This window comes from Halomonas sp. IOP_14, from assembly GCF_021021315.1.
GTDB classification, from domain to species: domain Bacteria; phylum Pseudomonadota; class Gammaproteobacteria; order Pseudomonadales; family Halomonadaceae; genus Vreelandella; species Vreelandella titanicae.
The window spans coordinates 20,142-46,248 of sequence record NZ_JAINWD010000046.1 but is presented as its reverse complement, the minus strand read 5'-3'; the positions used below and the strand labels follow the sequence as shown (position 1 = coordinate 46,248).

Below are 26,107 nucleotides of genomic sequence, written 5' to 3'. Positions count from 1 at the left end.
CGCCAAAATCGATAGCAGGGTATCGCTCAAACCATGGGTGGGTTCGCAGCTGCCTTGCAGGAAAATAGCCGGTTTGAACTCAGGCTTGGTGTAAAGCTGATAGTGGCGGTTGACGGCAAAATCAGGCAGGTAGTCCGCAACGGGGGCCAGCAGCCGTTTATGGGTGTCGCGTACATAGCCGGTGGCTAATACCACTGCGTCGTAGCGAGTGGACTCTGTATGGCCGCTCTCCAAATCGCGCACAAGTAGCTCAACGCCTCCAGGGCCTGCTTCGCTGCCAATAACCTCATGGCGGCGGCGGAAGCGGTGGCGGGCCAGGCCGGTTACTTTTTGCTGATAGAACACATCGTAAATCTCCTGAATCAGCGCCAAGTCTGGGGCTGAGTAGTTGGTGCTTTTGTACTCCTGTAGCAGCGCTTCCCGCTGGCCGGTGGGGTTGTTGAATACGTAGTCGGTGTATTCGGGGTTGAATATCTCATTGACGAAAGGGCTATCGTCCGAGGGTTTAAAGGCCCATGCCCGGCTAATAAGATCCACCTGAATGCCTTCGCGGCCGTGCAGATCCAGGAATATCTCTGCGGCGCTCTGGCCCGCACCGATCACGGCGATGCGTTTGGGGGCGTCTTGCTTTGCCAGCTCTCTGAGGTAGTGGCTGGAGTGGAATACCCGCGAGTCGTCTTTTAGCCCAGCGAAGCATTCAGGCACATTGGGCGCACCGCCCACGCTGATCACCAGTGAACGGGTGAGCCTTTCCTGTACCGCGCCGCTCTCATCGCGTGAACGCACGCGGAGGTAAGCGACCTCGTCGTTGTCCGTTTCGGGCAGTACTTCAAATACGTCTTCTCCATAGGCGCACTGGTGTTCAAAGTGGCTGGCAGTCCAGCTTAAGTAGTCATTGAACTCGTGGCGGCTGGGGAAAAAGGTCTGCAGATTGATAAAGTCTTGCAGGCGGCCTTTGCTGTGGAGGTAATTGAGAAAGCTGAAACGGCTTCCCGGGTTACGTGGCGTGACCAGATCTTTGAGAAAAGAGATCTGCATATGGGCATTTTCCAGCAGCATATGCGGGTGCCAGGCAAAGCAGGGCTGGCGTTCAATAAAGAGGGCATCCCGCGCTTGCCCTGCCTGGCGTTGCTCATCAAGCGCAATGGCCAGGGCAATATTGGAAGGGCCGAAGCCGATGCCGATCAAGTCATGAATATGCATAAGAGTCCTCGTGGCTGACGTGTCTATAGGGTGAAGCGTGGGTCGGGTCGTGGCGCTGACCCAGGGTGCGGAGGCAGCGGAACCCAACTGCGCTCGTTAAAAAAGTGTTCGCGTAGCTGCATGCCCAGCATGGCCCGCTTATGGGGGAAATCGAACGCCTTAACATGGGCATAACCGCACTGGGCAAGGTTGTGCAGCATCTTGGCGTTATCTACGCGGGGCTCAATCACCAAGCGTTGGGTGCGGCAGTCATCCAGAAACAGGTAGTGCGAGATAGAGGGCATCCAGGCAGCGACATAGGGCCGCCCGCGAAAAGCAGCTTCGCCGATAAGCACGTGCCAGCCACGATCAAAGTCACTGGCATCGTAATAAGCGCCAATGCGATCCTCTTTTGCCCAGTAGGTTTCGAAATAGCCGAAGGACTCGCCGTCGATACAACCAATCAGCGGTACCACACTGGGATTTTGCAACGTACTCTCCAGCCGTTCGCGGTGCTGTTGCAGATCGCCCTGCTCTTCCCAGAAGTGGGCGACAACCGGGTCGTTCATCCAGCGGTTGAAGCGTTCAAGATCAAGCTCCAGGTCAAGCACTCGGAAACTCAGGGTGGCATTCAGCCAGGCAATATGGCGCTGATACACCGTGCCACTGGGGCGCGGCGGGCGGCGTGGATGGCGTTTTCCATTCTCCAAGATTGGCTGCTGCGGGTAGGGGGAGATGGAAGGGGCGGTGAGCCAAAGCGTGGGCAACTGCCAAAATAACTCCGCATAGGCCCAGAGTTTGCCATGGGAATCTTTAACTGCGATTCCGTTGGCGCACAGAGTGGGGTGTAAAACCGTGGGGAGCTGTAAACGAAGCGCTACAGCCCCTGGGTGAAAGGCGAAAGCCCCTTCGATAGCAGCCAGTAACGCCGGGAGAGGAGGTGCTGAACGCTGTGACCACTGCAGCATCAAGGTGCTGTTATCGTCTACAACCAACCATTCAAGACGCTCTTGATGTCCTTCCACATAAAGTGTCTGCGTGGTTATCCCATAGGTAACTTGATAGGTGCACCCCTCAGGGCGTGAGAGCAGCGAGGCCTCCGTGTGGCTTTCAGAGGGTATGTGTACCTGTGGTTGTGTCTGGACAGAACTGGACACTGCTAAGCTCCTATCAATAAGAACGAATCAAAGAAACGAATAAAAAAACAGCAAAAAAAATCTCCTCATTGGAGGGCGGCGTTACTGACTCCCTTATCTAAGGACGAATGAGAATGAGGCTTGTTTACATAAATATTGGTTAACTTTTTGCGTGCGCGGTTCGTCATTAGAGATAGGTGTCGGTTTTCAATCGCTTTCCAATCGCTTTCCAACGAGGTGAATGTGCTTTCCTATCTGATTCGTCGAACCCGCGGGTTGATGACCGCTGCTGCGCTGGCCAGTATTCTCTCGGGGCTTTTCAGCGTGCTGCTAATTGCCCAAATTAATGCGGCGTTAACCAGCGACTCCGCCAGCCGCGCCAGTGCGGCCTGGGCTTTCGCGGGTATCGCCGTGGCCCTAATGGTCTGTCGGATGGTGTCGACGGCGCTGTTTGAGCGGTTGGGGCAGCGTGCTCTGGCTGAGTTACGCAGTTTTGTCGCCCAGTGTGTGGCCGAGACCCCCTTTGCTCAGTTCGAGCGTGTGGGCAGTGCGCGGATCCAATCGGCGCTCACCGAGCACAGCAACAATGTGGCGGTACTGTTCGTTAGCTTGCCGGTGATTTTGACCAATACGGTCATCGTGGTGGGGTGCTTGGGCTACCTGGCAATGCTTTCATGGCAGGTGTTTTTGTTTGCACTTGGGGTGATTGGGCTGGGTGCTGTCGGTTACCACTTGGTGCACTTACGCGCTATTCACTACCTCCAGGATGCCTCGTCAGAGCAGGATCGATTGTTTGGTCATTTCCGCGCGCTGACCGATGGTGCAAAAGAGCTACGCCTACACCAGCGCAAGAGCCGGGTCTTTATGGATCAGATACTGGGGGAGTCGGTTGAAGGCGTGCGGCGGCTGCGCACCTATGGCATGTCGCTGTTCGTGATCTCGACCAGTTGGGGGCAGTTCCTGATGTACGCCTTTATCGGTCTGGTGCTGTTTGTGTTGGCGGGCGATGGGCCTAATCAAACCCAGGTAATGACCGGATTTGCCCTGGTGTTTGTGTTTATGGTGACCCCCCTTGAAGGATTGCTGATCAATATTCCGCGGATCAATATGGCGCGGGTAGCTGCTAGTCGAATTGATGACATTACACGAGAGATGCCCCAGGGGCAGGAGAGGCAGGCGTCACCTCAGGTGCCTGCTTTGCAGCGTCTTGAGTTGCACGACGTCACCCATCAGTACTACCACGAGCAGAGCGATGACTTCTTTGAGTTGGGGCCGATTAATCTGAGCTTTACGCCGGGGGAAGTGGTGTTTCTGGTGGGGGGCAACGGTAGCGGTAAGACCACGCTGGCCAAAGTAGTGGTGGGGCTTTACCCGCCGGAAGGTGGCGAGGTATTGCTCAATGGAGAGCGGGTCGAAGCGGATGGCTGGGATGCCTACCGGCAGCTCTTCTCGGTGGTGTTCTCAGACTTCCATCTCTTTGAGCGCCTGTTAGAGGCACCACGTGATGACCTGGACGAGGAGGGTAATCGCCTGCTGGCCAAGTTGCACCTGCAGCACAAGGTGCGGGTTGAAAACGGTGCGTTCACCACCCAAGCACTCTCCCAGGGCCAGCGTAAGCGTCTGGCTCTGGTGGTTGCCTACCTTGAGGATCGGCCCTTCTTGGTGTTTGACGAGTGGGCGGCGGATCAGGATCCGTTATTCAAAGAGGTGTTTTACTGCGAGGTGTTGCCCGAGCTAAAACGCATGGGCAAAGCGGTGCTGGTCATCACCCACGATGACCGCTATTTCCACCTCGCAGATCGATTGGTGCGGCTAGAGAGTGGCAAGCTGTTGACTGCTGAGTCTGAGACTGCCGAAGAGCCGCTAGCGGAACCCTCATCGGCCACTTGACCCCACCATACGCGCCAGTACTCGGTCTTTAAGCCAGAAGCGGTGAGTCAGCGCCATCATGATGTGGCCGATGACTAATCCACATAGCAGCCACGAGAGCGGGCCGTGAAGGAGCTCGGCGGGGGCGACCATCCAGGTGATATCGCGTTCCGCTTCGGGCAGCAGCTCCATGCCATAAAAGCGTAGCGCCCCGCCGCGGCCGTACTGGCGCAAAATAGCGAAAGCGGGCAACCACATTAGTAGCCCATAAAAGGTGATATGGACAAAGCGCGCTAAGCGCCCACCTAGCCCTGGCGTGTGGGGCGGGCGTTGTTTGCGATTTATCCATGCCCAGCCAAGGCGAGCCAGCGTCACGATCAGAATCATAAATCCTAATGAGCCGTGAGGCCCGATGCTCGCCAAGAACAGCGTGATAGCGTTTTCGCCCATTCCCCGCCAGGCTAGCAATACGGTAAATTGCAGCGTTACTAGCGCTGCGGTCAGCCAGTGAAGCGCACGGCTGACCCGCCCATAGCAGTTGGGGCTGTCTCGCCAGCCAATAGGCGTTTGAGCTGGCTTGCTTGTGTGGTTACTGTTTAACGCCGTGTTGTTTACCGTTCCTTTAACCATTGGCCTTGCCCTGGCGCCAGTAGCCCATGCTGGTGACGTACTGCTTGGGTAGCCCGCACTCGTTGACCAAATAGCGACGCAGCTGCATGGCGACCTTGGTTTCAGCGGCGATCCAGGCGTAGAAGGGCGCGTTGTCGTCCAGGGTGGCGGGTTCCCAGAGCGGGCCGTCCTCATCGTCGCTTTCATCGTTGGTCGTGGCGCCGGTAGTGGTGCTGGTAGTGGTATTAGCAGGCGTGCCGCCTAGCGCTTGAATCTCCCTATGCAAATCGATATCACGCAGCGCTCTCATCAGCAGCTCGCCGTGTTGGCAGCCGGTTTCAGCTTCACGGGCCAGCCAGCGCAGCTTGGTGGCCTGGGGCAGCGGCTGAATGTCGTCGCCGCGAGGCACTTCGAATAGCGCTTCGACTTTGGGTTTGAGCGGCAAATCATCAAGGGTTTCCAGAATGCCGGCAGCAGCGGGTAGGGCGGTTTCATCGGCGATAATCAGAATACGGCGCACGCCTTGGGGCGGCTTCCACTCGTAGCCCAGCTTTGGGCCTTCCGCGTTAGCGTCGGGGGCTGTCATGGCAAGGCGGTCACCGGGACGAGCGTGCATCGCCCAGCGCGATGCGGGGCCATTGTCGCCGTGGAGTACAAATTCTACGTCCACCTCGGCCTTCTCCGGGCGCAGGGCGCGAATGGTGTAGGTGCGCGCTGAGGGCCTTTGGGCATCCGGCAGTGCGCGGTAGGCGCCGTACCAGTCGTGTTCTTCCAGCTTGGCAATTTCAAACAGCGGGTCGAGACTACCACCGCCTTCGGGAAAGAATAGCTTGACGCGCTGATCCGGTGCGTAGGTCGCCATTTGGCTGACCTCTGGGCCAGTAAAGGTGAACCTGACTAATGAGGCGCTGACTTGGGTGCGCCGGGCTAGGGTGATATCGAAAAGCCGGTAGCTCGGTTTGGCTGCCATGGTGATGTCTCCTTTATATAAGGAGTCAATTGTAGTGCTAATTATTATCATTTAGAATCGTTGTTAGTAATTCAATCGCTAATTTCCATAAACTCGTTTGCATAAATAGTAAGGCTAAGAAAATGACGCTGCTGCCTATCACGTCTCTTTTGGCGAACTGTCCGGTTATCACAAAAGGGTGCTCGCTATGTTAGGCGCCGCGCAATTTACCCAAAGAATGGGGGGAATGTCGCCCGCTAAAGCCTGCTTGTTGCTTAGCCTGCCGATGGTGGTGCTGTTTTGGGTGGGTCTAGAGGGCCAAGGCGGTTTCGCGCTGGGCCTGCAGGCATTAGTGGCCCCCACTTTTGAGAACGTTGACGAGCTGCTGCTTTACTACGCTTGGTGGCCGCGCCTCTCTATCGCGCTGCTAGCCGGGGGCGGCTTGGGGTTGGCAGGCGTGCTGATGCAGCAGGTGCTGCGCAACCCGCTGGCCTCGCCCACCACCCTGGGGGTGGCATCGGGCGCTAACCTGGCGCTGATGACCGCCACCTTGCTAGCGCCGGGGCTGCTTGTCGCCGGGCGCGAATGGGTCGCCTTATTGGGCGGTGCGCTAGCGGTTGGATTAGTGTTTCTGCTCTCCTGGCGGCGCGGGCTGGCGCCGATCGTGGTGGTGCTGGCGGGCCTGGTGGTCAATCTGTACCTGGGGGCGCTCTCTACTGCATTGCTACTGTTTAACCACGAAGCGCTCTCCGGGCTGCTGATCTGGGGCGCGGGTTCGCTGGCGCAAAACGGCTGGGACGGCGTTGCCATCCTCTGGCCTCGGCTGGCAATTAGCTGCGTGGCCGCGTGGTTTTTGCTGCGGCCCTTGGCGGTGCTGGAACTGGACGACGCCAGCGCCAAGAGCTTGGGAGTCTCGCTGACCTATCTGCGCTTTGCGGGGATGGGGCTGGCGGTATTCATCACCGGCAGCATTGTCAGCGTGGTGGGCATCATCGGTTTTATCGGCTTGGCAGCACCCAATATCGTGCGCATGGCCGGTGCGCGCCGCTTAGGGCCGCGGCTAATCTGGTCGACGCTATTGGGGGCCGTGCTGCTGGCTACCACGGATCTGCTGCTGCAGCAGTTCGGTGGCATGGTGGCAGCTTTTATTCCTACCGGGGCGATTACCGGTGCCCTGGGGGCACCGCTGTTAATGTGGCTGATTCCGCGCCTGAAACTGCAGGGCGACCAGCCGCCGAAAGGGGCGGGGGTTTTCGCCCGTCGTCACCCAGCGCCTTCACGTTTAGCCACTGGTTTAATCCTCGCGTTACTGGGGGCAACGGTTCTCGGCTTGCTGTTTGGCCAGGGTGTAGATGGCTGGTACTGGCTGGCGCCCAATAACTGGAATGTCATGCAGTGGCGCATGCCCCGGGTGATGGCGGCAGCCGCCAGCGGGTTAATGCTGGCGATTGCCGGGACTATTCTCCAGCGCCTTTCCGCCAACCCCATGGCCAGCCCCGAAGTACTGGGTATCAGTGGTGGCTGTGCCATTGCGCTGATTTTGGGGATTTTCCTGCTGCCTGCGCCCACCAATATGATGCTGATTGGCGTGGGTACCCTGGGTGCTTTCGCGACGCTGCTGGTGTTGGTGGGTATCAACCGCAAGAGCGGTTATCTCCCCGAGCGTTTACTGCTCACCGGGGTGGCGGTCAGCGCGCTGTTTGATGCAGTGCGCAGCGTGATGCTGGCGGGCGGCGACCCTCGTGGCCAGCAGGTGATTGCCTGGCTGGCGGGCTCCACCTACTACGTGGATATCACCAATGCGGTGGTGGTTGGGGGCATTGCCGCTGTATTGGCGCTGATCACGCTGCCCTTCACCCGCTGGTTGGATATCTTGCCCTTAGGCGCGCCGACGGCCAAGGCGCTTGGGGTAACCCTCAATCGAGCCCGTTTGGCGTTGCTGCTGTTGGTGGCCTTGTTAACCGCCTGCGCCACCCTGGTGGTGGGGCCGCTTTCGTTTATTGGCCTGCTGGCGCCGCATATGGCGCGCTTGGTCGGCTTCTCCCGGGCGGGTCAGCATCTGCTGGGAGCAGCGTTGATCGGCATGTTATTGATGGTGCTGGCTGACTGGGTGGGGCGCCAGATTATTTTCCCCTATGAGATACCGGCAGGCTTGGTCGCTTCACTGATCGGCGGTGCCTACTTTATGTGGGGGCTGCGGCGTTTGTAATCACCAGCGCTTTTAGCTGTTAAAGAAAACAGAATGCCGGGGAGTTGTGGTCATGGAGCTGTTGAAGATTGTATGGCGTGATTATCGCTGGCCGTTTGTGGCCGTGGTACTGCTTAGCCTGACAAGCGCTGGCTTGGGCATCGGTGTTATCGCCTTTATCAATCAACGGCTGCTGGGTACCTTCACTGACCCCTGGCGCATCCTGCCCGAATTCCTGGGGCTGATAGCGCTGCTGCTGATCATTACCCTGGCATCACAGTTGGCGCTGACCACGCTGGGTCACCATTTCGTTTACCGGCTGCGGGGGCAGTTGATCAAGCGAATTCTGGATACCAATATCGAACGCGCTGAACAGATTGGCAGTGCGCGTTTGTTGGCGAGTCTCTCCACCGACGTGAGTTCAGTGACCGTTGCTTTTATACGCTTGCCGGAACTGGTGCAGGGCGGGGTGCTGACGATAGGTGCCATGCTTTACTTGGCATGGCTTTCGCCTGCCATGCTGGGCGTCACCGCGTTCTGGGTGATCGTGACGGTGTTGATTGGCATGCGTTTGGTGGCCCGGGTCTATGGGCATATGGCCAAACTGCGCGACATACAGGATCGTCTTTACGCGGATTACCAGTCGGTGATCGAGGGGCGCAAAGAGCTGGCGCTCAACCGTGACCGTGCCGAATGGCTGTATCGCGATGTCTATACGCCTAACGCAAAGGATTGTCGGCGTCATTTTATTCTTGGTGATACCTACCATCTCAGCGCGGTGAACTGGTTCAACATTATGATGTTGGGTGCCATTGGTGTGGCGTTCTTTTTGGCCAACGGCCTGGGTTGGGCATCGGTGCAGGTAGCCACGACCTTCTCACTCACGCTGCTGTTTTTGCGTGCGCCGTTGATGCAGGCCATTGGCGCTTTTCCGACGCTGATTAACGCCCGAGTGGCGTTTGAAAAAATCAGCAGTTTAGACCTGGCCGAGCACCGCGAGGCGTTCGGCCACTCTGCGCTGCGCCACGACTGGCAAGAGCTAACCCTAGAGCAGGTCAGCTATCGCTACCCGGATGAGGAGTCTCGATCAGGCTTTGCCATCGGCCCTATCGACCTGACCTTGAAGCGTGGCGAGGTGGTGTTTCTGATCGGCGGAAACGGCAGTGGCAAATCGACTTTGGCGAGGCTGCTAACCGGGCTTTACCAGCCCCAAAGTGGCTGTGTACGGGTCGATGGCAGGCCGCTGCGGGAAGAAGACTGGACACGCTATCGCCAGCACTTCTCGGCCATTTACACCGATCTGCACCTGTTTGATCGTTTGATGGGCCCAGCGGGCGAGTCACCCGACCCGGCGCTGGTGGAGGAGTGGCTTGCCGCGCTGGGCATGCATAGCAAGCTTGACTTCGACGGCGATCGCATCACCAACGTCAACCTCTCCCAGGGCCAGCGCAAGCGCTTGGCGATGCTATTAGCGGTCGCTGAACAGCGCGACCTATTGCTGCTAGACGAGTGGGCCGCCGACCAAGACCCGCAGTTCCGCCGGGTCTTTTACCGCGAGCTGTTGCCCCAGTTGCGGGCGCTGGGCAAGACGCTGGTGGTGATCAGCCACGACGACCACTACTTCGACCAGGCCGACCGGCTGCTGGAAATGCGCCAGGGGCAGTTGGTAGAGCTCACCGGCGAACAGCGAGAAGCCGCCAGCCGCGATGCGGTGGCCCGGGTGGGTAGTCATTGATGTGAGTCGCTTAGAATAATTAGTTATAGTGAGTGATATCGCTTAGCTAAGCTGCGCCCTGGTTATGGCGAAGCTGAAATAGGTCATAATTGGTTTGCATGGATAGCCAGAATTCGGCGCTTCCGGCATGCAATTTTTCTAGAGCCAATGCCATTTCAGGTGTGACGGAGGCGCTGCCGTTAATTACCCGGTTCAGGGTGTTACGGTGGCAGCCGAGTTGTTCAGCGACCGATGCCACGCTGCCAATCTTGTGGCCGTCTTCATCCTCAATCAGACGTTGCCGGATAATGCGACCCGGATGTGAGGGGTTATACATCGCCATTGTTTCTTCTCCCATCAGTGATAATCGTCATAGTTCAGCAGGTAAACATTACCGTCTCGGAACTCGAAGAACAGTCGCCAGTTACCCGACACCTTGATGGCATACTGGCCGTCCAGTTTTCCAGTTAGAGGGTGAAGATCCCAGTTGCCAGCCGCTATATCGTCGAGACTCGTGGCTGCGTCCAGTACGGTCAGACGATCACGGAGACGGTCAACATGATCGGCACGGACGCCCTTGGTGCTTCCTTTCTCGAAAAACAGCTTTAGTCCCTTATGTTTGATGCTTTTAATCATCCATCGTACCGGCTTATGCCTAACTGGCTTTTATCTATTGTAGTGTGTCGCGCGACAGTGTGCAATTATGCCGAGACTCGCTCGGACAGCTGCACCACCATTCGCAATACTTGTTATCAACTTTTGCGCTGCTTAATGGCTTTAGGGGCGTAACCGAAGAAGCGTGTGAAGGCTAAGCTGAAGTTGCTGGGGTGCCGGTAGCCTGTGGCATAGGCCGCCTGAGCGACCTGTTGACCGCTCTCCAGCAGCGTATGGGCGTGGTGCATGCGCTGTTGATGAAGAAAGTGTTGAGGCGTCGTGCCAAACATGCGGCGAAATCCCTGTTTAAGCTTCTGCTCTCCTAGTCCCACCCGTACGCCTAGATAGGCTAGGGTCAAAGGGCGATCCAGTTCGCTGAGAAGGATCTCACGAGCCTGGACGATGCGCTCGGCGTCTGCACTAGCGATGTTGCGTATAGGGCTGGGATCCGGCAGCAGCGTCTCGAGTTGTTCCCCCAATAAGCTCAAGGCGTGAATGTGTTGCTGGAGCCGAGCGCTGCCTGTTTGGAGGCCTACCTGGAGCGCCTGCAGATTTGCCCGGCTGGCTGGTGTCGTAGGCTGAAAAGCCAGCGGTCGAATACCCCCAGAGGCAGGAAGTGCTGCTTGATATCGCTCGCCCAGGTAGCGCGCTAGCCAGCCGGTGCTGGCGACTAGGCGTAACTGAAGCACTGTTTCCCCTTCCGGTATATGGCGCTCCCCCTGGCTGTGGTCAAAGGTTGTTACCGTGGTGTGACCGTGACCGAAATCGATGCGCGGCCCCCAGCGCTCTCGGTAATCAGAGCGGCCTTGTAGACCAAAGGTGACAATCACGCCTGCGCCCGTATGGGGTGTGTGGCTCTCTTCGACGAGCGCTTGTTTAGCACGGTAGCGGGTTAACACTACCGAGAGGCCATCATCCAGCCCGCAGCATTGAGAACCTTGCAGAGAGTTGCCAATGGGAGGTGATGCATCGCTACGCATAAGAAGTGAATCGGTTTGCATATGAATGAGTATGATAATTGCTATCGTTTATAGCTAGCCTACTCCCTTGAAGGTTCCCGCGCTAGTCGGGTAGCCAGAAACAGCGCTAAAGGGGGTGGGCGATGCAGAGCAAGGGGTTGAAAAGAAATGCAGCGGTGGTGCTTCTGCTGGGGGATGCGGCGTGGGCAGCATCGCTCAAGGGGAAGGGCCGCCGGTGGTAAACGTGGCGGCTAATAAGGTAGCCCAGGCCGAAGAGGAGGTGCTGTCGAGCCTAGCGCATGAGAACGAAGCGGATGACCGCCAGCGCCTGAGTCTACGCTGGCTACCCGGCAGCGTACTGGTCACCAATGCCGCTGTCGTCCTGCTCAATGGCAGCGTGCGGGAGTACAGCCCGCTCTGGGAGATTGGCCTGCGCTTGGGGGTATCGTTATGAACCATGCCGACGACTTCCTCCCCCATGCACTGCAACCCTATTGGGATCTAGCGCTGGCCTCCGTGCAGGGCGAAGCACTGCAATTGGCGCTGGAAGAGGGGCTCTTCGAAACGCTTCAGCAACCTCACTCGGCGGCGGCTTTGGCCAACGCCAGAGGGTGGCGTCGAGTGAGCGTCGAACACTGGCTAACCCTGCTGTGGAGCATGCGCCTCATCGACCGACATCGAGATGCCCCAGGTGAGTGGCACTATATCTGCACTGACGTTGCACAGCGCTACCTGGCATCTTCTTCGCCGTTATACTGTGGAGAGGCTTGGTGCTTTCGACTCGCCTCGCTGCGAGACTTTGGCGCAGGGCTGACCGATGGTTTGCATGAACAGGGGAAGTCGGTGCCGCTAGCCAGCGGTGAGCGCTGGGCCGCGGCGGCACGTAGCCATCTGGCACGTGAGCAGATGGCGGTGACAGCGCCTTCAGTCTGTGAAGTGGTGGCACAACGGATGGCGCCTGACGCAGCCTGGCGGTTGCTGGATCTGGGCGGTGGCCCAGGGCTAGTCGCCGTAGCCCTGGCTAAGGCGTTTCCGCAGATGAGCGGTGTGGTCTTTGAATTACCCGAAGCTGCCGATGTCGCCGCGCAACATATCGCCCAGGCTGGTCTGGCATCACGCCTCGAGGCGCGGGGCGGGGACTTGGTCAGGGGCGCCCTGGGCACCGGATACGACCTGATCTGGTGCTCCTCGGTGCTGCACTTCGTGCCGGATCTCTCGGCTGGCCTGACCAAACTGCATGCCGCGCTGAAACCCGGCGGTGAGTTGATCTGCGTGCACGCTGAAATTCCTGAAGAACCCGAGGCGGCCCGCCGCATGCTGTCCTACTACCTGCCGCTGCTGTGGCAGGGGCGACGGGTGACCCAGGCCGGTGAGCTGCGTCAGGCACTGCTGGCGCAGGATTTTGAAGTGTGCGAGGAGTGCCAGATTGCGCTTCCCATAGCGCCCGCCACGGCCCTGGTGGCACGCAGAAGGGTAAAATGAACCGCTCTCTGATGGCTAAGTAACTGGCGTTCAGCTGGCTCCACTTCGCCCTGGCACTGCGTGAGCGGCACACACATTGGCTTCTTGCTACAGCTAGCAGGTCTGCCCGCGATACTCAAATTGGTGGTGTCACTTCCTGTGGAACGTTGCCGCCTCGGGGGCGGAGGCTACCACACCTCTCGTGGATTTGCGCATGGTTCCGTATGAACTGCAAATCACCCGTCCAATAGTCGACAAAGCATTTCTGAATGCAACCGGCGCTCAAGGTTTAAGCCCTGTACGGCGCAGGGCTTGGGCTTTTCACGAATAGAGGCAACTGTGAATGTCACGGGAGCGCGACTTAGTTTCTTGCGCTCAGCGCCAGATCCAGCGAGTTGCTTATGTGCCGGCTCAGCGCGGCTCGCGCGCTATCGATGTCTCTGTTCGCCAACGGGCGCAGAAAGGCCAGATGCTCCTCCAACACCCGACGTGCGTTGTCCGATGTGATTTGCAATCGCGATTGCACGACCATGCGTGTCTTGATCAAGGTCACGCGATAGGTGTTGTCGATCAGCTTATTGCCCATCGCCGCCACGATGCTTTCGTGCATCGCCCAATCCAGGGTTTGTAGCTCGTCGCTGACCTCCCGGTGGTGGCCTTGCACGAGTGAGTCTAGCAGCGTCTCGTGGCGTTCGATCCAGGCAGCGATCTGGCCGGGCTGCAGCGATGTCGCGGCGTATTCGATCGCGCCCACTTCGATCATGTGACGGAGTTGATAGGCGTCGCGGACGAAAGCCACATCGAGACTTGGTACCATCAAACCTCGTTTGGGCAGCGTTTGTAGCAGCCCCTCCGCTTCCAGCCGCGGGATGGCGATGCGGATCGAGCCCAGCGTCGCGCCAGTCATGTCCACCAGTTCCCGCTGGGACACTACCTGGCCCGGGTGCAGTGTGCCGCAATTCAACAGCGTCTCTATGCGCTCGTATGCCGTGCGGCTCATCGAGTGTGATGGCTTCTCTTGCGGTGTGTCAGTGGCCTTGCTTTCCTGATCCGTCATGGTACTGCGTCTTCCCGGTTGATGATAAGGCTCCCACCTTAGTCTAGTTGTCTAACATCTATCTGACATGTTACACCTAGTCGTCATAGGATGGATACAGTCGATAGGCCACGTAACGTGTAGGAGAAGTACCCATGAACAAGATCCTTGGCGGTGTCATTCTCACGGCGATGGGCATGGTTTTCGCCAGCTCAGCCAGCGCGGAAACCTTACGTTTCGCTACTACGTTACCCGAGTCTGATAACCCGGAAACCCACGCCATGCAGGCGTTCAAGCAATACGTCGATTTTCACTCCAACGGCGAAGTCGAGGTTCAGTTGTTGCACGGCGGTGTCGGCGGAGACCGCGAGATATTGGAAAGTGTTCGCAACAATATCTTCCAGATGACGGCCACCACTGATGGCGCGCTCGCCCCCTTCTACCCCAAGGTACAGGCGTTCTCAATCCCCTATCTTTTTCCTTCGACTCGGGTGGCGCTCACCTTCATGAACGAGACGGCGGTCATGAAGGACTTCGTCCGTGACGTGGAGGATACAGCCGGGCTGCGCATCGTGGGGTTTGCCGCCGACGGATTCCGTAACTTCGTCAACAACGTTCGCCCGCTCAAGATGCCCGCCGACGTGGAGGGGCTCAAGCTGCGCTCGATGGAGAGCCCAGTGATGATGGCGCTGATGAAGAGCCTGGATGCCGCGCCGACCCCGATTCCTTTCCCCGAGAGCGCCATGGCGATTCGTCAGGGGGTCGTGGACGGTGGGGAAAACCCGCCATCGACGATCATCAACGGCGGCTGGGCCGATGTGATTGAGTACATGTCGATGGACGAACACATCTTCTCGGCCGTATTCGTCTATGCCAATCCCGATTTTCTCGACGGTCTGAGCGACCAGGCCCGGGCTGCGGTGATCGACGGCGTGCAGCTCTATGAAGCCATCATGTTGGCTGAGAAGGGGGTGGGCTACCTTGAGGATACCCAGAAGATCCGTGACATGGGGGTCGACGTGCATATTAACTCTCCCGAAGAGAAGGCCCAGTTCCGTGAAGTGACCCAGCAGCCGGTGCTGGACTTTCTGTCGGAAAATCTCGGTGCCGAATATGTCGATTCGTTCGTGGCCAGCGTGCGCGACATTGAGGAAGAGATCTACACCAGGGGCGAGAGTCGATAAGGCTTGCTTGATGACCACCTACCTAACGTGCCGCAAAGGGAACTCATGAAGTCTATCGCCAACTGGCGCGGCTGCCAGGCCTTCATCTCCGCGAGCCGACGGCTGTCAACTGCATGCGAGAATCTGGCTGCGCTAATACTCGCGCTCATCATCGCAATCAATTTTCTGGCCGTGGCGGCCCGCTATCTGCTTGGCGAGCCGTTCGGCTGGAGTGAGGAAGCCATGCGCTACGCCATTGTTTGGGCGGTCTATCTAGCTGCCGGTAGCATCTTCAGCCGCGGCGAGCAGATGGCGATTGATCTGATCGATCTGGTGCCCTGGCGGATGCTGCGGGAAGCAGCGGCGCTGGTGTCACTGCTCGCCACACTCGCGCTGTCTGCCGTGGTAGTGGGGTTCGGGTTACCTTTCCTGCTGAATACCGGACAGGTGTCGCCTTCGATGCGCCTACCGATGTGGATTCCCTATGCCGCTGTGGTGGTGGGCTATCTGCTGATCGCGATCCAGGTCATCGCTGCCTGGATTGATCCGCCCCAGCGTGTATCTCTGGAGGTCGACACGTGAGTCCCGCTGCTGTATTCGCCAGCTTCTTCGCCTTGGTACTCGTCGGGGCGCCGATCGCCATCGCGCTGGGGCTAACCGGTGCCGCCTCGGCCTGGCTCGCAGGCTTCCCGATGGTGCTCATCCCGACCCGTTTCTTCAGCTCCCTGGACAACTTCGCGCTGCTGGCGGCGCCGTTCTATATTTTCGCCGGTGAACTCATGAACCGCGGCGGGATCACCGAAACGCTGATTACCTTCGCTGCCAAGATGACGCGCTGGGTCAAGGGCGGTGCGGCTTACGCCAATATTCTGGCCTCGATGTTCTTCGCCGGGATTTCTGGCACGGCGATCGCCGATACCGCTGCGCTGGGCAAGATCTTCATCATCGGTATGCCGAAGCAGGGTTACACCCGCGAGTTCTCTGCGGCGGTCACTGTGGCCAGTTCAATGATCGGCCCGATCATTCCGCCCTCGGTGATCATGATCGTCTACGCCTCGGTGGCGCAGGTCTCGATCATCAAGCTCTTCGTCGCCGGCATCGTGCCTGGGCTGCTGCTGGGTCTCGCCTGTGCCGTGGTGGTATTTCTCACCGGGCTCCGCAAGGGCTTGCCGAAGGGCGAGATCGCGGCCGTGCGCAAGCCGGGCGGGCGGCTCGTACTCGAGAGCCTGCTGGTGTTCTCGATACCGGTGTTCATCGTCTGGGGAACGCTCTCGGGGGCCTTCACCGCCACCGAGGCTGGGGGGATCGCTTGCGTCTACGCGTTGGTGCTGGGGCGTTTCGTGTTGCGCACGCTTTCTGGGCCGAGCGTGATCGAGGCGCTGAAGAGTGCGATCCGTACCACCTCCAATCTCTATCTGATCATCGCGGGGGCCTCAGTGCTCTCCTACGTGCTGACGGTGACAGGAGCGATCAGTGGCGTGCGCGAGATGACGGTGCTGTTCGCTGGCGACCCGACAATCTTTCTGTTCTTCGTGCTGGCGGTGTTGCTGATCGCCGGTTTTTTTCTGGAGCCGGGTGTGCAGGTACTGCTGCTGGCGCCGATCCTGCTGCCCATCGCCCGTGCTCTGGGTATCGAAGAAATGCAGTTCGCCATGGTGTTTCTGCTCTCGGGTACGCTTAGTCTGATGACACCACCGGTAGGCATCTGCCTGTTCGTGGCGGCGCAGATCGGCGAGATACGTATCGGCCGCATGTTCATCGCCATCCTGCCGTTTTTGGCCGCGCAGATCCTGGCGATCTCGCTGCTGATTCTGTGGCCCGACCTGGTTACCTTCCTTCCCAACCTGATTGAGTGAGTCATGACCGTAAACAAGGTGCTCGTGCTGACCGAGCAATTCACCCAGGCCAGTCCGCTGTTTGATCCGCTGCGCGAGGCGGGCTACCGAGTCGAGGTCAACGAGACCGGACGCCTGCCGGATGCGACGGAGCTGCGGCAGATGCTGTCGCAAGACGTCGTGGCGACGATCGCCGGTGGGGAGCCCTATACTGCCGAGGTACTGGCCGCGGCCCGCGACCTGAAGATCATTGCCCGCTGGGGAGTGGGCTACGACAAGGTAGACGTGGCAGCAGCGACGCGAGCTGGCATACCCGTGGCCATGGCCTTCGGTGAAAATCACGAGAGCGTGGCCGAGTATGCGCACGCCATGGCCCTGGTGCTGGCCTGCGGTATCGGTCGGCGAGACGCTCAGGTCAAAGCCGGGGAGTGGTGCTTCGACGGCTTCCATCCCGGTCTTTGGGGGCGTGTCGCCGGGCTGGTCGGCCTGGGCCGGATCGGTGGCGCGATGGCACGCCGCCTGCTCGGCCAGGGGATGCAGGTACTGGTGTGTGACCCGGCGTTGAGCGATGCCCAGGCCGAGGCCGCAGGAGTGACCAAGGTGTCGTTCGAGACGCTATTGTCGCAGGCTGACCTAGTGTCGGTGCATGCGCCATCGACCCCGGCGACCCGCCACCTGCTGGACCGCCGGGCGTTTGCCGGCATGAAGCGCGGTGCGATCGTGATCAACACCTCACGCGGGCCGCTGATAGACGAAGTGGCGCTCGTCGAGGCGCTGGAGAGCGGCCATCTGGGTGGCGCCGGACTCGATGTCTTCGAGGTCGAGCCGCTGCCCGAGACCAGCCCGCTCCGGCGCTTCGATAACGTCATCCTCAGCCCCCACGTATCGGGCATGGACAGCATGGCCGAGGCGCGCGTCACCCGGCGTTGCGTCGACAACGTCCTGGCCTGGCTGGGCGGCGACGTCAGCGCACTCACACCCTATGTCATCAACCCCGAGACGCTGGAGGCGGCTGCCCGATGACGCGTGCAATCAATGGTATTATCCCGGTCATGTTGACCCCCTTCAACGAGCGCGGGGAAATCGACTGGAACGGCTATGAGGCGCTGATTGAGTGGTACCTGGCCAATGGCGCCCAGGCGCTGTTCGCGGTCTGTCAGTCTTCGGAGATGCAGTACCTGAGTCTTGAGGAGCGTGTCGCGCTGGCCACCTTCACCGCCGAGCGTGTAAAGGGCCGCGTGCCGGTGGTCGCCTCCGGTCACGTCTCTGACTCGCTGGACGCGCAGCGGCACGAACTCACGGCACTGGTGGATACCGGTATCGATGGCATCGTGCTGGTGACCAATCGTCTGGCCACGCAAGACGACTCGGCCGAGATCTTTCGCCACCATCTGGATGCGCTGCTCGTGGCCCTGCCGACTGAGATGCCGCTGGGCCTCTACGAATGCCCGGCGCCGTTTCGTCGCCTGCTCAGCGATGACGAGCTGCGCTACTGTGCCGATACCGGCAGGTTCGTGCTGCTCAAGGACGTCTCCTGCGACCTGGAAACGGTCACCCGTCGCATCGCACTGGTCGAGGACACTCCACTAGGCATCAATAATGCCAACGCGGCAATTGCCTGGCCCGCCCTGTGCGCCGGCGCTTCCGGCTTCTGTGGGGTATTCAACAACATCCACCCCGATCTCTACCGCTGGTTGGCGGACCACGGCGACCGGCACCCGGCATTCGCCGAAGAGCTGGCTACCTTCCTGGTACTGGCGGCGCAAACCGAGCCGATGGGCTATCCCAAACTAGCCAAACGCTATCATCAACGGATCGGGACGCTGAATAGCGATCATTCGCGAGTCATCGACTTCGATATCCGCGAGCGGTTCTGGGGTGTCGAGCCGGTCATCGACCGCCTGCTGCAGGGCACCGAGCACTATCGTGCCCGGATTCGCGAGCTGATGGCGACAGCCTGAAACGTTGGGCCCGTGGGTCTGCCAACCAGCTCTGGCGTCACATAGGGCCGAGGAGCAAGTGGCTCTAGACAGCGCTATCGCGTCTTTACCACTCCAGTCAGCCGCGCACGAGGAGATGAGGCGGCGTAGGTTCGCTGTGCGCTACTAGAAATAGAAAGTTGCGCGGTGGCTTCCTTCAGCGGCGCCATGATCGCCGAGAGATGGTGCTGACAGAGCTGGCGGTTGAGGGCGGCGGGGCACTGTGCCATAAGTAGGCAACAGTGGTAGATCGCGGTGTCCGACGGCTGGTTGACCTCTTTGAAGGGCGCCGCCTCTTGGCGGCAGCGCTGTCACTCACCGAGCAGCATGCACAACGTCTGAGCATCCAGCCAGCAGGGCGTGTCCTCTCTCCTCGGCGAGGTGGCGACCGAGTTCTGGATCGCCTGGAAGGAAACGTGCAGAAAACGCATGTGTAATACAGCTGGGAGCGTTCCGCGTTCATAGGGCACCATAGCCATATAAATGAGATTGATTTGCATTATTTTATTGATAGCCGTTATGTCAAATGCAGCGTCGAGATACGCGCACAGTCGTTGACACGCCTGAGTATTTGAAAAAGAATAAGAATCATTTTCGTAGAAGTGGGGCACTTTTTATATGGCGGCGGTACCCCGATCAGCCGAGCCTGCGGCTTACCATACCGGCTGTCGAGACTCCCTCGGAGAACTATATCACCACCATCAGCCTTGGTTGCAGCAGTTGCTCAGCCATCGGTTGGGGTGCAGTGAGTCGGCGGCTGACCTGGCGCAGGATGCGTTTGTGCGGTTGCTGAAAACGCCCCGCCACCTGGATAGTTTCGAAGGTGCCCGAGCCTATCTCAGCCGTATGGCCAAAGGGCTATGCGTGGATCATTGGCGCCGCCAGGATATCGAGCGCGCCTGGCAGCAAGCCCTGGCGGCCAGCGCCGAGGCGCATTTGCCCTCTGCCGAACACCAGCAAATTGTCATCGAAACGCTGTGCGAAGTCGACCGCATGCTGGCGCGGCTGCCCGAGAAAGTCGCTAGCGCCTTTTTGGCCTCGCAGCTACACGGTAAACCCTATCGGCAGATTGCTGAGGAGCTGGGGGTTTCCGAACGCATGGTTAAAAAGTATATGGCCCAGGCCACGCTGCAGTGCGCGTTGATCGAAGCGGGCTTCGAGGCGGGCCTCTAAATGGTTTCTGCTGCTAGCGCCGATGAAGCCGCCAAGCGCCGCGCGTTGTCGGAGGCCGCTGAGTGGTTTGCTGAGTGGCAAGCGGGAGAGTTGTCGGCAACGGAGCGTCAGCGCTGGCAGGCATGGCGGGATGTCAACGACACCCATCGTTGGGCTTGGCAGCAGGTGGAGGGCGTAAGCCGCCGCTTCACCGAACATCTAGGCGAAGATGAACGCCAAACCGCTGACAGCGTTATTAGCCTGGCGCGCCAGCGGCGGCGGGGGCGTCGTCACCTGTTGGGTGGGCTGGCAAGCCTCGCGCTGGTCTCTGTACTCACCGCAGCGCTCTGGCAAAGCACACCACTGCCACGACTAGTACAGCAGTGGGGCGCTGATTATCACACCGCCACCGGCGAAATCACTCACATCGTGTTGGAGGATGGCACTCAGGTCTGGCTGAGCAGCGCCTCGGCGCTGAATGTCGATTACGACCAAGAGCATCGCCGTTTGGCGCTGGTGACCGGCGAGATACTGATAGAGACCGGCAAAGACACCGAAAGACCGTTTTACCTGGATACCCGCAGTGCGCGACTAACGCCCTTGGGCACGCGTTTTAGCGTGGGTGAGCAGCCATCAGGCGAACTGCTGGCGGTGTTTGACGGTGCCGTGGCCATCCAGACCCTGGGCGATGCTCAGCATGCGAGCCAGCGGCAGGTGGTCACTGCCGGGCAGCAGGCCCACTACGCCGCTGACCGCATCGGGGAACTCACCCCCGCCGAAGGCCGTCGGGAAGCCTGGGCCAACGGGATTCTGCTGGCCGAGAGCATGTCGCTTAAAACCTTCGCCGCGGCGCTTAGCCGTCATCATCGTGGCCGCCTTGAGGTCGACCCGGCGGTGGCGGATCTCACCCTGCTCGGCGCTTTCCCGCTCGATGACCTAGAGCGCACCCTGAACATGGTCGAGACCACGCTGCCGGTAAAGGTGCGCCAAGTAATGCCCTGGTGGATCAAAATCGAGGCAGGCGAAGCAAGCTCCAGCGAGGAATAAAAAAGAGCAAAAATTGGTTTTTCTGGTTCCCCTTTTTCGCGCTGGTTCGATTCCCCTTTATAAGCACTTAAAACGTATCTGCAAGGGGAATCGATATGCTCCAACAGCGCACTGCACTTCAACCGCTTACTGCCAAGCACCAACCGAGGCTCAACCGCCGCGCCTTGGCGCTGGCGGTTCATTTTGCCGCCGCCGGATTATTGGCCGTGCCGCAGCTATCGCAGCATGCCATGGCCCAGTCCACCCAGCAGCAAGCGCGCCACTATGATATTGCCAGCGGCCCGGTAAGCAGTGTCATCAACCGCTTTGCAGCGGAGGCCGGTGTTTTTATCAGCGGTGCTGGTGAGCTGGGAGAAGGGCGCCAAAGCCCTGGCCTGCAGGGCCAGTATCGCATCGATGAAGGGCTGGAGCGGCTGTTGGATGGAACGGGATTAACGGCAGCCCGGCAGAGTGATGGTAGTTATCGGTTGGAAGAACGGGCGGCTGATGTGGCGTTGACGACGATGCGGGTGGAAGCCGACTGGGTTCAAGAGACAGCTACAGGGCCTGTAGACGGCTACGTGGCGACTCGCTCTGCAACAGGCACAAAAACTGACACTCCCCTTAACGAAGTGCCACAGTCAATATCTGTCATTACCAGCGATGAAGTTGAGGCGCGGGGGGCGCAATCAATCGGTGATACGTTGAATTATACAGCGGGGGTGATTGGTCATTCTAATGGGCTTGACCCTCGACGTGACTTTATTTCGATACGCGGTTTTGGCGGAACAGAATACTTTTATCGCGATGGTTTAAGGCTCACAGGGTTTAACAATCAGGGTCGAACCGTCTCTGAACCTTATGGGTTTGAACGCATTGAAGTCCTGCGGGGGCCTTCATCAGTCCTTTATGGGCAAGGTGGCCCAGGTGGGATTGTCAACCTGATCAGCAAAAAGCCTACAGAAATACCTCAAGGCGAAGTACGAGTGTCCACAGGAGGTAACGACCATCATCAAGTCAATACTGATGTAAGCGGTTACCTAGATGATCAAGGGGAGCTTAAATATCGCTTTGTAGGCTTGCTAAGAGATGCAAATGCAGAAATTGATTATACAAAAAACGATCGCACTTATCTTGCACCAAGCTTCTCTTGGATACCAAATGATAAAACATCTCTTACATTACTAGCAGAATATAAAGAAATAGATACAGTTGGTTCTTATATCGTACTTCCTAGGGTTGGTACACTAGACAGTAACCCTAATGGCCAAATTCCACGTTCACGTTATGTCGGTGAACCTGGTGCTGACAACTTTGAACAAAATTATTTTTCGGTAGCCAGTTTATTCGAGCATGAGCTTAACGATACAGTAACAATTCGACAAAACACACGTTATAGGGAAGCGGAAACAGATATTACAAATATCTATGCTGGCCAAATAATGGATGACCTACGCACGATACCCCGCTTTGGGTTAGCACGCGATGAAAAAATTGACGCTATCACAACTGATAACCAGCTACAGTTTGATTTAGATACTCAAGGAGTTGACCATAAAGTATTAGTAGGTGTTGATTGGCAAAAAGCAAACAATGATCTCACCTATTACTCCGTTCAGGGTCTTGCTCCATTAGATGTTTTTAATCCTATCTATGGGGCTAGCATCCCCATACAGGAAATTTCAGCTCACGCTTCACAAGAGCTTGAGCAAACAGGTATATATCTGCAAGATCAAATTAAAATTGATGAGCGTTGGGCTTTGACGCTTGCTGGTCGTCATGATTGGAGCAGTCAAACAAATCGTGATCGGACTGCAGATACAAAAAATAAAGTATCTGACAACGAATTCACATATCGAGCAGGACTCGCTTACACTGCAGATAACGGCCTCACGCCCTATATTGGTTACTCTACATCATTCTTGCCAGTGGTAGGCCAAGGTGCTGGGGGTGCCACTTTTGAGCCAGAAACAGCTCAGCAATATGAAACGGGTATAAAGTACCTCTCTCGTGATGGCAATCTATCTATTACCGGTTCAGTTTTTGACCTCACGCGCCAGAATGTTACGACGGCTGATTTAGATAACCCCGGCTTTAACCAGCAGACAGGAGAGTGGCGCTCCAGAGGCCTCGAACTTGAGGCAAGAGCGAGTCTACCAGTTGGCGTAGACTTAGTTGCCAGCTATACCTATCTCAACCAAGAAGTCACCGAAAGCAACGGAGATGATCTAGGAAAAAGGCCAACGGGGACGCCCGAGAATATGGCAAATTTATGGACTAATTATCAGTTCGAAAATGGCATGTTAAGTGGATTAGGCCTTGGGGCTGGCGTACGCTATATAGGCTCAAGCTACTACGATAGTGCCAACGAAAACTCACTTCCCTCTACGACACTGTTTGACGCATCATTGAGCTATGACTTTTCAAAAGTCGATGCTAGCTTTGATGGCTGGCATGCACAAGTTAATGCAAATAATGTCACCGACAAAGAGTACGTAAGTGACTGTGGATATTTCGGTGACTCGTGTAAGTATGGTGTTGGAAGAAATGTGATAGGAACGATATCCTACGCTTGGTAGAATGAATCCCCTAAAGTTAACTTTAGGGGATTTTCAGTTAATATTCTGGGCTTCAATAAGACCATGGAAAATAAGATTTTATTAATATCCATTTTTTTTCTTTTCTCAAACTACGCGATAAGTTATGAAAGACTGTCAATTGTTACATCTGACTGGGCTGCCGCTGAAACTCTTAGCATGCTAGGAGTTTCACCGATAGCTATTGCCCAGCTTCGAAACTACCAGGGGTGGACTGGAAACGAAGTTATAGAAAAGGAAGATGGCATTGACGTAGGTTTAAAATCCATGCCGAACATGGAACTAATTTCAAGCTATGAGCCTGACTTCTTGCTCGGTGAAAATTCAATTTTGCTACAGCACGTATCAAAAATAGCGCCCACTATTGACACTTCACTTTACCCTTTTAAGCATGATCCATGGGGGGCAATTGTTGACTTTACTTTTGAGATTGCAGAGCAGCTTAATCTTAAGGAAGAAGCTGAGATTGTGACTGCACAAGCAAACCAACGGTTAGCTATCTTAAGAGATCAAATAAAAAACAAGGAAACACCCATTCTTATTGCTCAATTCAGAGATGATCGCCATGCTTGGGTATACGGGAAAAACAATATATTACATGGAGTTATTGATCAGTTAGGGTTAACCAACGCGTGGGAGCCATCAGCAAGTGCTACAGGTCTTTCAGTCGTTACTATTGATGTGCTAGCTAGAGCAGAAGGTCATTTATTTATTATAGAGAGTCCAGCTTACAAAGAGTGGATCCGTGAAAGCTTAGAAAGTAGTGACATCTGGCAAACGCTGATTAGCCAGCGAGAAGGTAAAATCAGTTACATCCCGGGCGATTTTTGGGGTTTTGGTGCTCTCCCCTCAGCCCTCCGCTTCGCCGAATCCCTCGTCGAGGCTCTGGAGGAGCCAACCACCCCCTAGCGCCATTCTGTTATCTGCAGGTGCTTTACATCGCTATATTGTTTGTAATGATAAGTATTATCACTTATTATTTGTGTCTGGTTTTGCCCCTTTTTTGGGGGCATTTGGCACAGGCAATCAATGGCAACGGGCGATGGTATCGATAAAGCAACAGGGCGGAAGCGAGGTTCCTTTCGACACCCTCTATCACAATCATCATAGCTGGCTGCGGCGCTGGTTGGGCGCCAAGCTGGGCTGTTCCCATACTGCTGCCGATCTCGCGCACGATACCTACCTACGCATACTGGCGCGGGGCACTACGCCAGTGCCGGAACAGTCACGCCGTTTCTTGACACAGATCGCCAAAGGGCTGGTCGTCGACCATTACCGCCGTCGTCGAATCGAAACTGCCTATTTGGAAACTCTTAGCCTGCTTCCAGAGACAATCGCGCCTTCTCCGGAGGAGCGAGCACTCACTATCGAAGCGCTGGTCGAGATCGATGCGCTGCTCCATGAGCTTCCCGACAAACCTCGCAGAGCTTTTCTTATGTGTCGCCTGGACGGCCAGAGTTATCAAGACATCGCCGAGACGCTGAGTGTCTCTGTCTCTTCGGTAGAGAAATATATCGCCCGGGCGCTGCTGGCCTGCCACCGCGCGATAAGCGAATCTCAACCTTAAGTGAATGCTATGAGCCGCACGTCAGCCGACGCTTCCCATGAGGCCATTGATCCTGCCGTGCTGGAGCAGGCCAGCCTGTGGATGGCACGACTATGGAGCGACGACATCAGCGAGGCCCAGCGCGAGGCTTGCCTGGCCTGGCGACAAGCGTCGCCGGAACATGAGCGAGCCTGGCAGCAGTTGCAGGCGATTGATGGCCGGCTGGCTGCGTTGCCGCGTCACGCTGCCCGTAGCGAGCTGTTTTCGTCTTCCCAGGTCTCCCGGCGGGGCTTGCTGCAGTGGGGCGGCTTGGCCGTGCTGTTAGGCGGGCTGGGGTTTGGGCTACCGCGCACGCCCCAGTGGCAGCGTCAGTTCGCTGACTACGCCACTGGTATTGGTGAGAGCCGCGAAGTGACGCTGAGCGATGGTACTCATCTGGTGCTGGATACCGATACCGCCATCGACATAAGGTTCGATGCTCACCAGCGGCGGCTCCACCTGCTACGTGGTGGAGTGCTGATCACCACGGCAAAAACACCGGATGCCCGGGCATTCAGCGTTATGACGAAGGAAGGACTTTCCTATCCGCTGGGAACCCGCTTCAGCGTGCAGCAGCATACTGACAGCACCCAAGTGGCCGTTTACGAAGGCCGGGTGGCTCTGGAGCTGCGTGGAAATACCGAACGGACGACACTGGATGCTGGCCATCAGGCTGCCATGAGCGCCGATGGGGTAACTCCACCTGTTCCCTTAGGGCCCGCTGGATTAGCCCGCTTTCAGGGGCGGCTGGTGGCCGAAGGCATGCGAGTTAGTGAGGTGGTCGAAATATTAGCCCGCTATCGCCATGGCGTGGTGCGCTGCGCGCCAGAGGTAGCCGACCGGCGGGTGAGCGGCGTGTTCTCGCTGCAAGATACCGACCGCGCCCTGGCCAGCCTGGCCGATGCGCTGTCGTTAAAGGTGGTCTACCGAACGCCATTATGGGTTACGGTCGCGTCGCGTAACACTAACGAAAGCTAGAAAGAAAAATTTCAGAAAACATTGAGGGATTCTCG

25 protein-coding genes are annotated in these 26,107 nt (G+C 57.5%); 17 read left to right on the top strand and 8 right to left on the bottom strand.

Going from position 1 to position 26,107, the window contains the following annotated elements; genetic code table 11:
• Both K7H09_RS21295 and K7H09_RS21290 read right to left on the bottom strand, forming a co-directional pair.
• Nucleotides 1-1,203, bottom strand: a 1,203-nt coding sequence (locus K7H09_RS21295; protein WP_230805919.1) for a lysine N(6)-hydroxylase/L-ornithine N(5)-oxygenase family protein, incomplete at its 3' end; no start/stop codon positions are given.
• 23 nt (nt 1,204-1,226) lie between these two features.
• Nucleotides 1,227-2,339 (bottom strand): GNAT family N-acetyltransferase, encoded by a 1,113-nt coding sequence (locus K7H09_RS21290; RefSeq protein WP_230805917.1) that lies wholly within the window; start codon nt 2,337-2,339, stop codon nt 1,227-1,229.
• 222 nt (nt 2,340-2,561) lie between these two features.
• Here K7H09_RS21290 and K7H09_RS21285 point away from each other — a divergent pair, with 222 nt between their 5' ends.
• Complete coding sequence (locus K7H09_RS21285; RefSeq protein ID WP_230805916.1) at nt 2,562-4,208, top strand: cyclic peptide export ABC transporter; 1,647 nt, start codon at nt 2,562-2,564, stop codon at nt 4,206-4,208.
• On the opposite strand, the gene K7H09_RS21280 is transcribed toward K7H09_RS21285, so the two are convergent.
• Together K7H09_RS21280 and K7H09_RS21275 are read right to left on the bottom strand one after the other, a co-directional pair.
• Nucleotides 4,194-4,817, bottom strand: a complete 624-nt coding sequence (locus K7H09_RS21280; RefSeq protein WP_230805914.1) for a cytochrome b — start codon at nt 4,815-4,817, stop codon at nt 4,194-4,196. The genes K7H09_RS21285 and K7H09_RS21280 overlap by 15 nt on opposite strands.
• Nucleotides 4,810-5,766, bottom strand: a complete 957-nt coding sequence (locus K7H09_RS21275; protein ID WP_230805912.1) for a siderophore-interacting protein — start codon at nt 5,764-5,766, stop codon at nt 4,810-4,812. Before K7H09_RS21275 ends, K7H09_RS21280 begins: the two co-directional genes overlap by 8 nt.
• 187 nt (nt 5,767-5,953) lie before the next feature.
• On the opposite strand from K7H09_RS21275, the gene fhuB reads away from it, so the two are divergent.
• Together fhuB and K7H09_RS21265 are read left to right on the top strand one after the other, a co-directional pair.
• On the top strand, nt 5,954-7,954 hold the full coding sequence (gene fhuB, locus K7H09_RS21270) for a Fe(3+)-hydroxamate ABC transporter permease FhuB (protein ID WP_230805910.1): 2,001 nt from the start codon (nt 5,954-5,956) through the stop codon (nt 7,952-7,954).
• Between the two features lie 52 nt (nt 7,955-8,006).
• Nucleotides 8,007-9,668, top strand: a complete 1,662-nt coding sequence (locus tag K7H09_RS21265; RefSeq protein WP_230805908.1) for a multidrug ABC transporter permease/ATP-binding protein — start codon at nt 8,007-8,009, stop codon at nt 9,666-9,668.
• A gap of 46 nt (nt 9,669-9,714) precedes the next feature.
• On the opposite strand, the gene K7H09_RS21260 is transcribed toward K7H09_RS21265, so the two are convergent.
• The 3 genes from K7H09_RS21260 to K7H09_RS21250 all read right to left on the bottom strand — a co-directional run bounded on the left by K7H09_RS21260 (nt 9,715) and on the right by K7H09_RS21250 (nt 11,281).
• Nucleotides 9,715-9,990 carry a HigA family addiction module antitoxin gene (locus K7H09_RS21260; RefSeq protein ID WP_039860845.1) on the bottom strand — a complete coding sequence of 92 codons (276 nt, stop codon included), beginning with the start codon at nt 9,988-9,990 and terminating at the stop codon, nt 9,715-9,717.
• 14 nt (nt 9,991-10,004) lie between these two features.
• A complete protein-coding gene (locus K7H09_RS21255) occupies nt 10,005-10,283 on the bottom strand; it encodes a type II toxin-antitoxin system RelE/ParE family toxin (RefSeq protein WP_138799746.1) in 279 nt (92 codons plus the stop codon).
• Between the two features lie 116 nt (nt 10,284-10,399).
• On the bottom strand, nt 10,400-11,281 hold the full coding sequence (locus K7H09_RS21250; protein WP_230805906.1) for a helix-turn-helix domain-containing protein: 882 nt from the start codon (nt 11,279-11,281) through the stop codon (nt 10,400-10,402).
• Between the two features lie 181 nt (nt 11,282-11,462).
• Here K7H09_RS21250 and K7H09_RS21245 point away from each other — a divergent pair, with 181 nt between their 5' ends.
• Together K7H09_RS21245 and K7H09_RS21240 are read left to right on the top strand one after the other, a co-directional pair.
• Complete coding sequence (locus tag K7H09_RS21245; protein ID WP_141439788.1) at nt 11,463-11,714, top strand: hypothetical protein; 252 nt, start codon at nt 11,463-11,465, stop codon at nt 11,712-11,714.
• Nucleotides 11,711-12,742 carry a methyltransferase gene (locus K7H09_RS21240; RefSeq protein ID WP_141439787.1) on the top strand — a complete coding sequence of 344 codons (1,032 nt, stop codon included), beginning with the start codon at nt 11,711-11,713 and terminating at the stop codon, nt 12,740-12,742. Before K7H09_RS21245 ends, K7H09_RS21240 begins: the two co-directional genes overlap by 4 nt.
• Before the next feature lie 340 nt (nt 12,743-13,082).
• On the opposite strand, the gene K7H09_RS21235 is transcribed toward K7H09_RS21240, so the two are convergent.
• Nucleotides 13,083-13,778 (bottom strand): GntR family transcriptional regulator, encoded by a 696-nt coding sequence (locus K7H09_RS21235; RefSeq protein ID WP_208797143.1) that lies wholly within the window; start codon nt 13,776-13,778, stop codon nt 13,083-13,085.
• Between the two features lie 134 nt (nt 13,779-13,912).
• Between K7H09_RS21235 and K7H09_RS21230 the strand changes: the two genes are divergently transcribed.
• The 12 genes from K7H09_RS21230 (at nt 13,913) to K7H09_RS21175 (ending at nt 26,072) form a co-directional block, all read left to right on the top strand.
• Nucleotides 13,913-14,941, top strand: coding sequence for a TRAP transporter substrate-binding protein (locus K7H09_RS21230; RefSeq protein ID WP_230805904.1), 1,029 nt, complete (start codon nt 13,913-13,915; stop codon nt 14,939-14,941).
• 45 nt (nt 14,942-14,986) lie between these two features.
• Entirely contained in the window at nt 14,987-15,502 is a 516-nt protein-coding gene (locus K7H09_RS21225; protein WP_041157736.1) for a TRAP transporter small permease, read from the top strand.
• Nucleotides 15,499-16,776: a TRAP transporter large permease gene (locus tag K7H09_RS21220; RefSeq protein WP_052475527.1), complete on the top strand. Its 1,278-nt coding sequence runs from the start codon at nt 15,499-15,501 to the stop codon at nt 16,774-16,776. The genes K7H09_RS21225 and K7H09_RS21220 overlap by 4 nt, the downstream gene beginning before the upstream one ends.
• Nucleotides 16,777-16,779: 3 nt before the next feature.
• Nucleotides 16,780-17,778, top strand: a complete 999-nt coding sequence (locus K7H09_RS21215) for a phosphoglycerate dehydrogenase (protein ID WP_041157737.1) — start codon at nt 16,780-16,782, stop codon at nt 17,776-17,778.
• On the top strand, nt 17,775-18,716 hold the full coding sequence (locus K7H09_RS21210; RefSeq protein WP_230805902.1) for a dihydrodipicolinate synthase family protein: 942 nt from the start codon (nt 17,775-17,777) through the stop codon (nt 18,714-18,716). Before K7H09_RS21215 ends, K7H09_RS21210 begins: the two co-directional genes overlap by 4 nt.
• Before the next feature lie 260 nt (nt 18,717-18,976).
• On the top strand, nt 18,977-19,171 hold the full coding sequence (locus tag K7H09_RS21205) for a hypothetical protein (RefSeq protein WP_161575194.1): 195 nt from the start codon (nt 18,977-18,979) through the stop codon (nt 19,169-19,171).
• Between the two features lie 181 nt (nt 19,172-19,352).
• Complete coding sequence (locus tag K7H09_RS21200) at nt 19,353-19,907, top strand: sigma-70 family RNA polymerase sigma factor (RefSeq protein WP_230805900.1); 555 nt, start codon at nt 19,353-19,355, stop codon at nt 19,905-19,907.
• Nucleotides 19,908-20,933 (top strand): FecR domain-containing protein, encoded by a 1,026-nt coding sequence (locus K7H09_RS21195; protein WP_141439784.1) that lies wholly within the window; start codon nt 19,908-19,910, stop codon nt 20,931-20,933.
• A 95-nt stretch (nt 20,934-21,028) separates the two neighbouring features.
• Nucleotides 21,029-23,491, top strand: coding sequence for a TonB-dependent siderophore receptor (locus K7H09_RS21190; protein WP_141439783.1), 2,463 nt, complete (start codon nt 21,029-21,031; stop codon nt 23,489-23,491).
• A 63-nt stretch (nt 23,492-23,554) separates the two neighbouring features.
• Nucleotides 23,555-24,418, top strand: coding sequence for an ABC transporter substrate-binding protein (locus K7H09_RS21185; RefSeq protein WP_230805898.1), 864 nt, complete (start codon nt 23,555-23,557; stop codon nt 24,416-24,418).
• A 133-nt stretch (nt 24,419-24,551) separates the two neighbouring features.
• Entirely contained in the window at nt 24,552-25,076 is a 525-nt protein-coding gene (locus tag K7H09_RS21180) for a sigma-70 family RNA polymerase sigma factor (RefSeq protein WP_230805896.1), read from the top strand.
• Between the two features lie 9 nt (nt 25,077-25,085).
• Nucleotides 25,086-26,072 (top strand): FecR domain-containing protein, encoded by a 987-nt coding sequence (locus K7H09_RS21175; RefSeq protein ID WP_230805894.1) that lies wholly within the window; start codon nt 25,086-25,088, stop codon nt 26,070-26,072.
• Nucleotides 26,073-26,107 lie beyond the last annotated feature (35 nt).

Coding starts and splice junctions, on each gene's coding strand:
- K7H09_RS21255 (WP_138799746.1), bottom strand. CDS start 10,283: ATGATTAAAAGCATCAAACATAAGGGACTAAAGCTGTTTTTCGAGAAA.
- K7H09_RS21260 (WP_039860845.1), bottom strand. CDS start 9,990: ATGGCGATGTATAACCCCTCACATCCGGGTCGCATTATCCGGCAACGT.
- K7H09_RS21185 (WP_230805898.1), top strand. CDS start 23,555: ATGGAAAATAAGATTTTATTAATATCCATTTTTTTTCTTTTCTCAAAC.
- fhuB (WP_230805910.1), top strand. CDS start 5,954: ATGTTAGGCGCCGCGCAATTTACCCAAAGAATGGGGGGAATGTCGCCC.
- K7H09_RS21235 (WP_208797143.1), bottom strand. CDS start 13,778: ATGACGGATCAGGAAAGCAAGGCCACTGACACACCGCAAGAGAAGCCA.
- K7H09_RS21225 (WP_041157736.1), top strand. CDS start 14,987: ATGAAGTCTATCGCCAACTGGCGCGGCTGCCAGGCCTTCATCTCCGCG.
- K7H09_RS21210 (WP_230805902.1), top strand. CDS start 17,775: ATGACGCGTGCAATCAATGGTATTATCCCGGTCATGTTGACCCCCTTC.
- K7H09_RS21280 (WP_230805914.1), bottom strand. CDS start 4,817: ATGGTTAAAGGAACGGTAAACAACACGGCGTTAAACAGTAACCACACA.
- K7H09_RS21175 (WP_230805894.1), top strand. CDS start 25,086: ATGAGCCGCACGTCAGCCGACGCTTCCCATGAGGCCATTGATCCTGCC.
- K7H09_RS21215 (WP_041157737.1), top strand. CDS start 16,780: ATGACCGTAAACAAGGTGCTCGTGCTGACCGAGCAATTCACCCAGGCC.
- K7H09_RS21195 (WP_141439784.1), top strand. CDS start 19,908: ATGGTTTCTGCTGCTAGCGCCGATGAAGCCGCCAAGCGCCGCGCGTTG.
- K7H09_RS21230 (WP_230805904.1), top strand. CDS start 13,913: ATGAACAAGATCCTTGGCGGTGTCATTCTCACGGCGATGGGCATGGTT.
- K7H09_RS21190 (WP_141439783.1), top strand. CDS start 21,029: ATGCTCCAACAGCGCACTGCACTTCAACCGCTTACTGCCAAGCACCAA.
- K7H09_RS21250 (WP_230805906.1), bottom strand. CDS start 11,281: ATGCGTAGCGATGCATCACCTCCCATTGGCAACTCTCTGCAAGGTTCT.
- K7H09_RS21265 (WP_230805908.1), top strand. CDS start 8,007: ATGGAGCTGTTGAAGATTGTATGGCGTGATTATCGCTGGCCGTTTGTG.
- K7H09_RS21200 (WP_230805900.1), top strand. CDS start 19,353: ATGGCGGCGGTACCCCGATCAGCCGAGCCTGCGGCTTACCATACCGGC.
- K7H09_RS21240 (WP_141439787.1), top strand. CDS start 11,711: ATGAACCATGCCGACGACTTCCTCCCCCATGCACTGCAACCCTATTGG.
- K7H09_RS21275 (WP_230805912.1), bottom strand. CDS start 5,766: ATGGCAGCCAAACCGAGCTACCGGCTTTTCGATATCACCCTAGCCCGG.
- K7H09_RS21180 (WP_230805896.1), top strand. CDS start 24,552: ATGGTATCGATAAAGCAACAGGGCGGAAGCGAGGTTCCTTTCGACACC.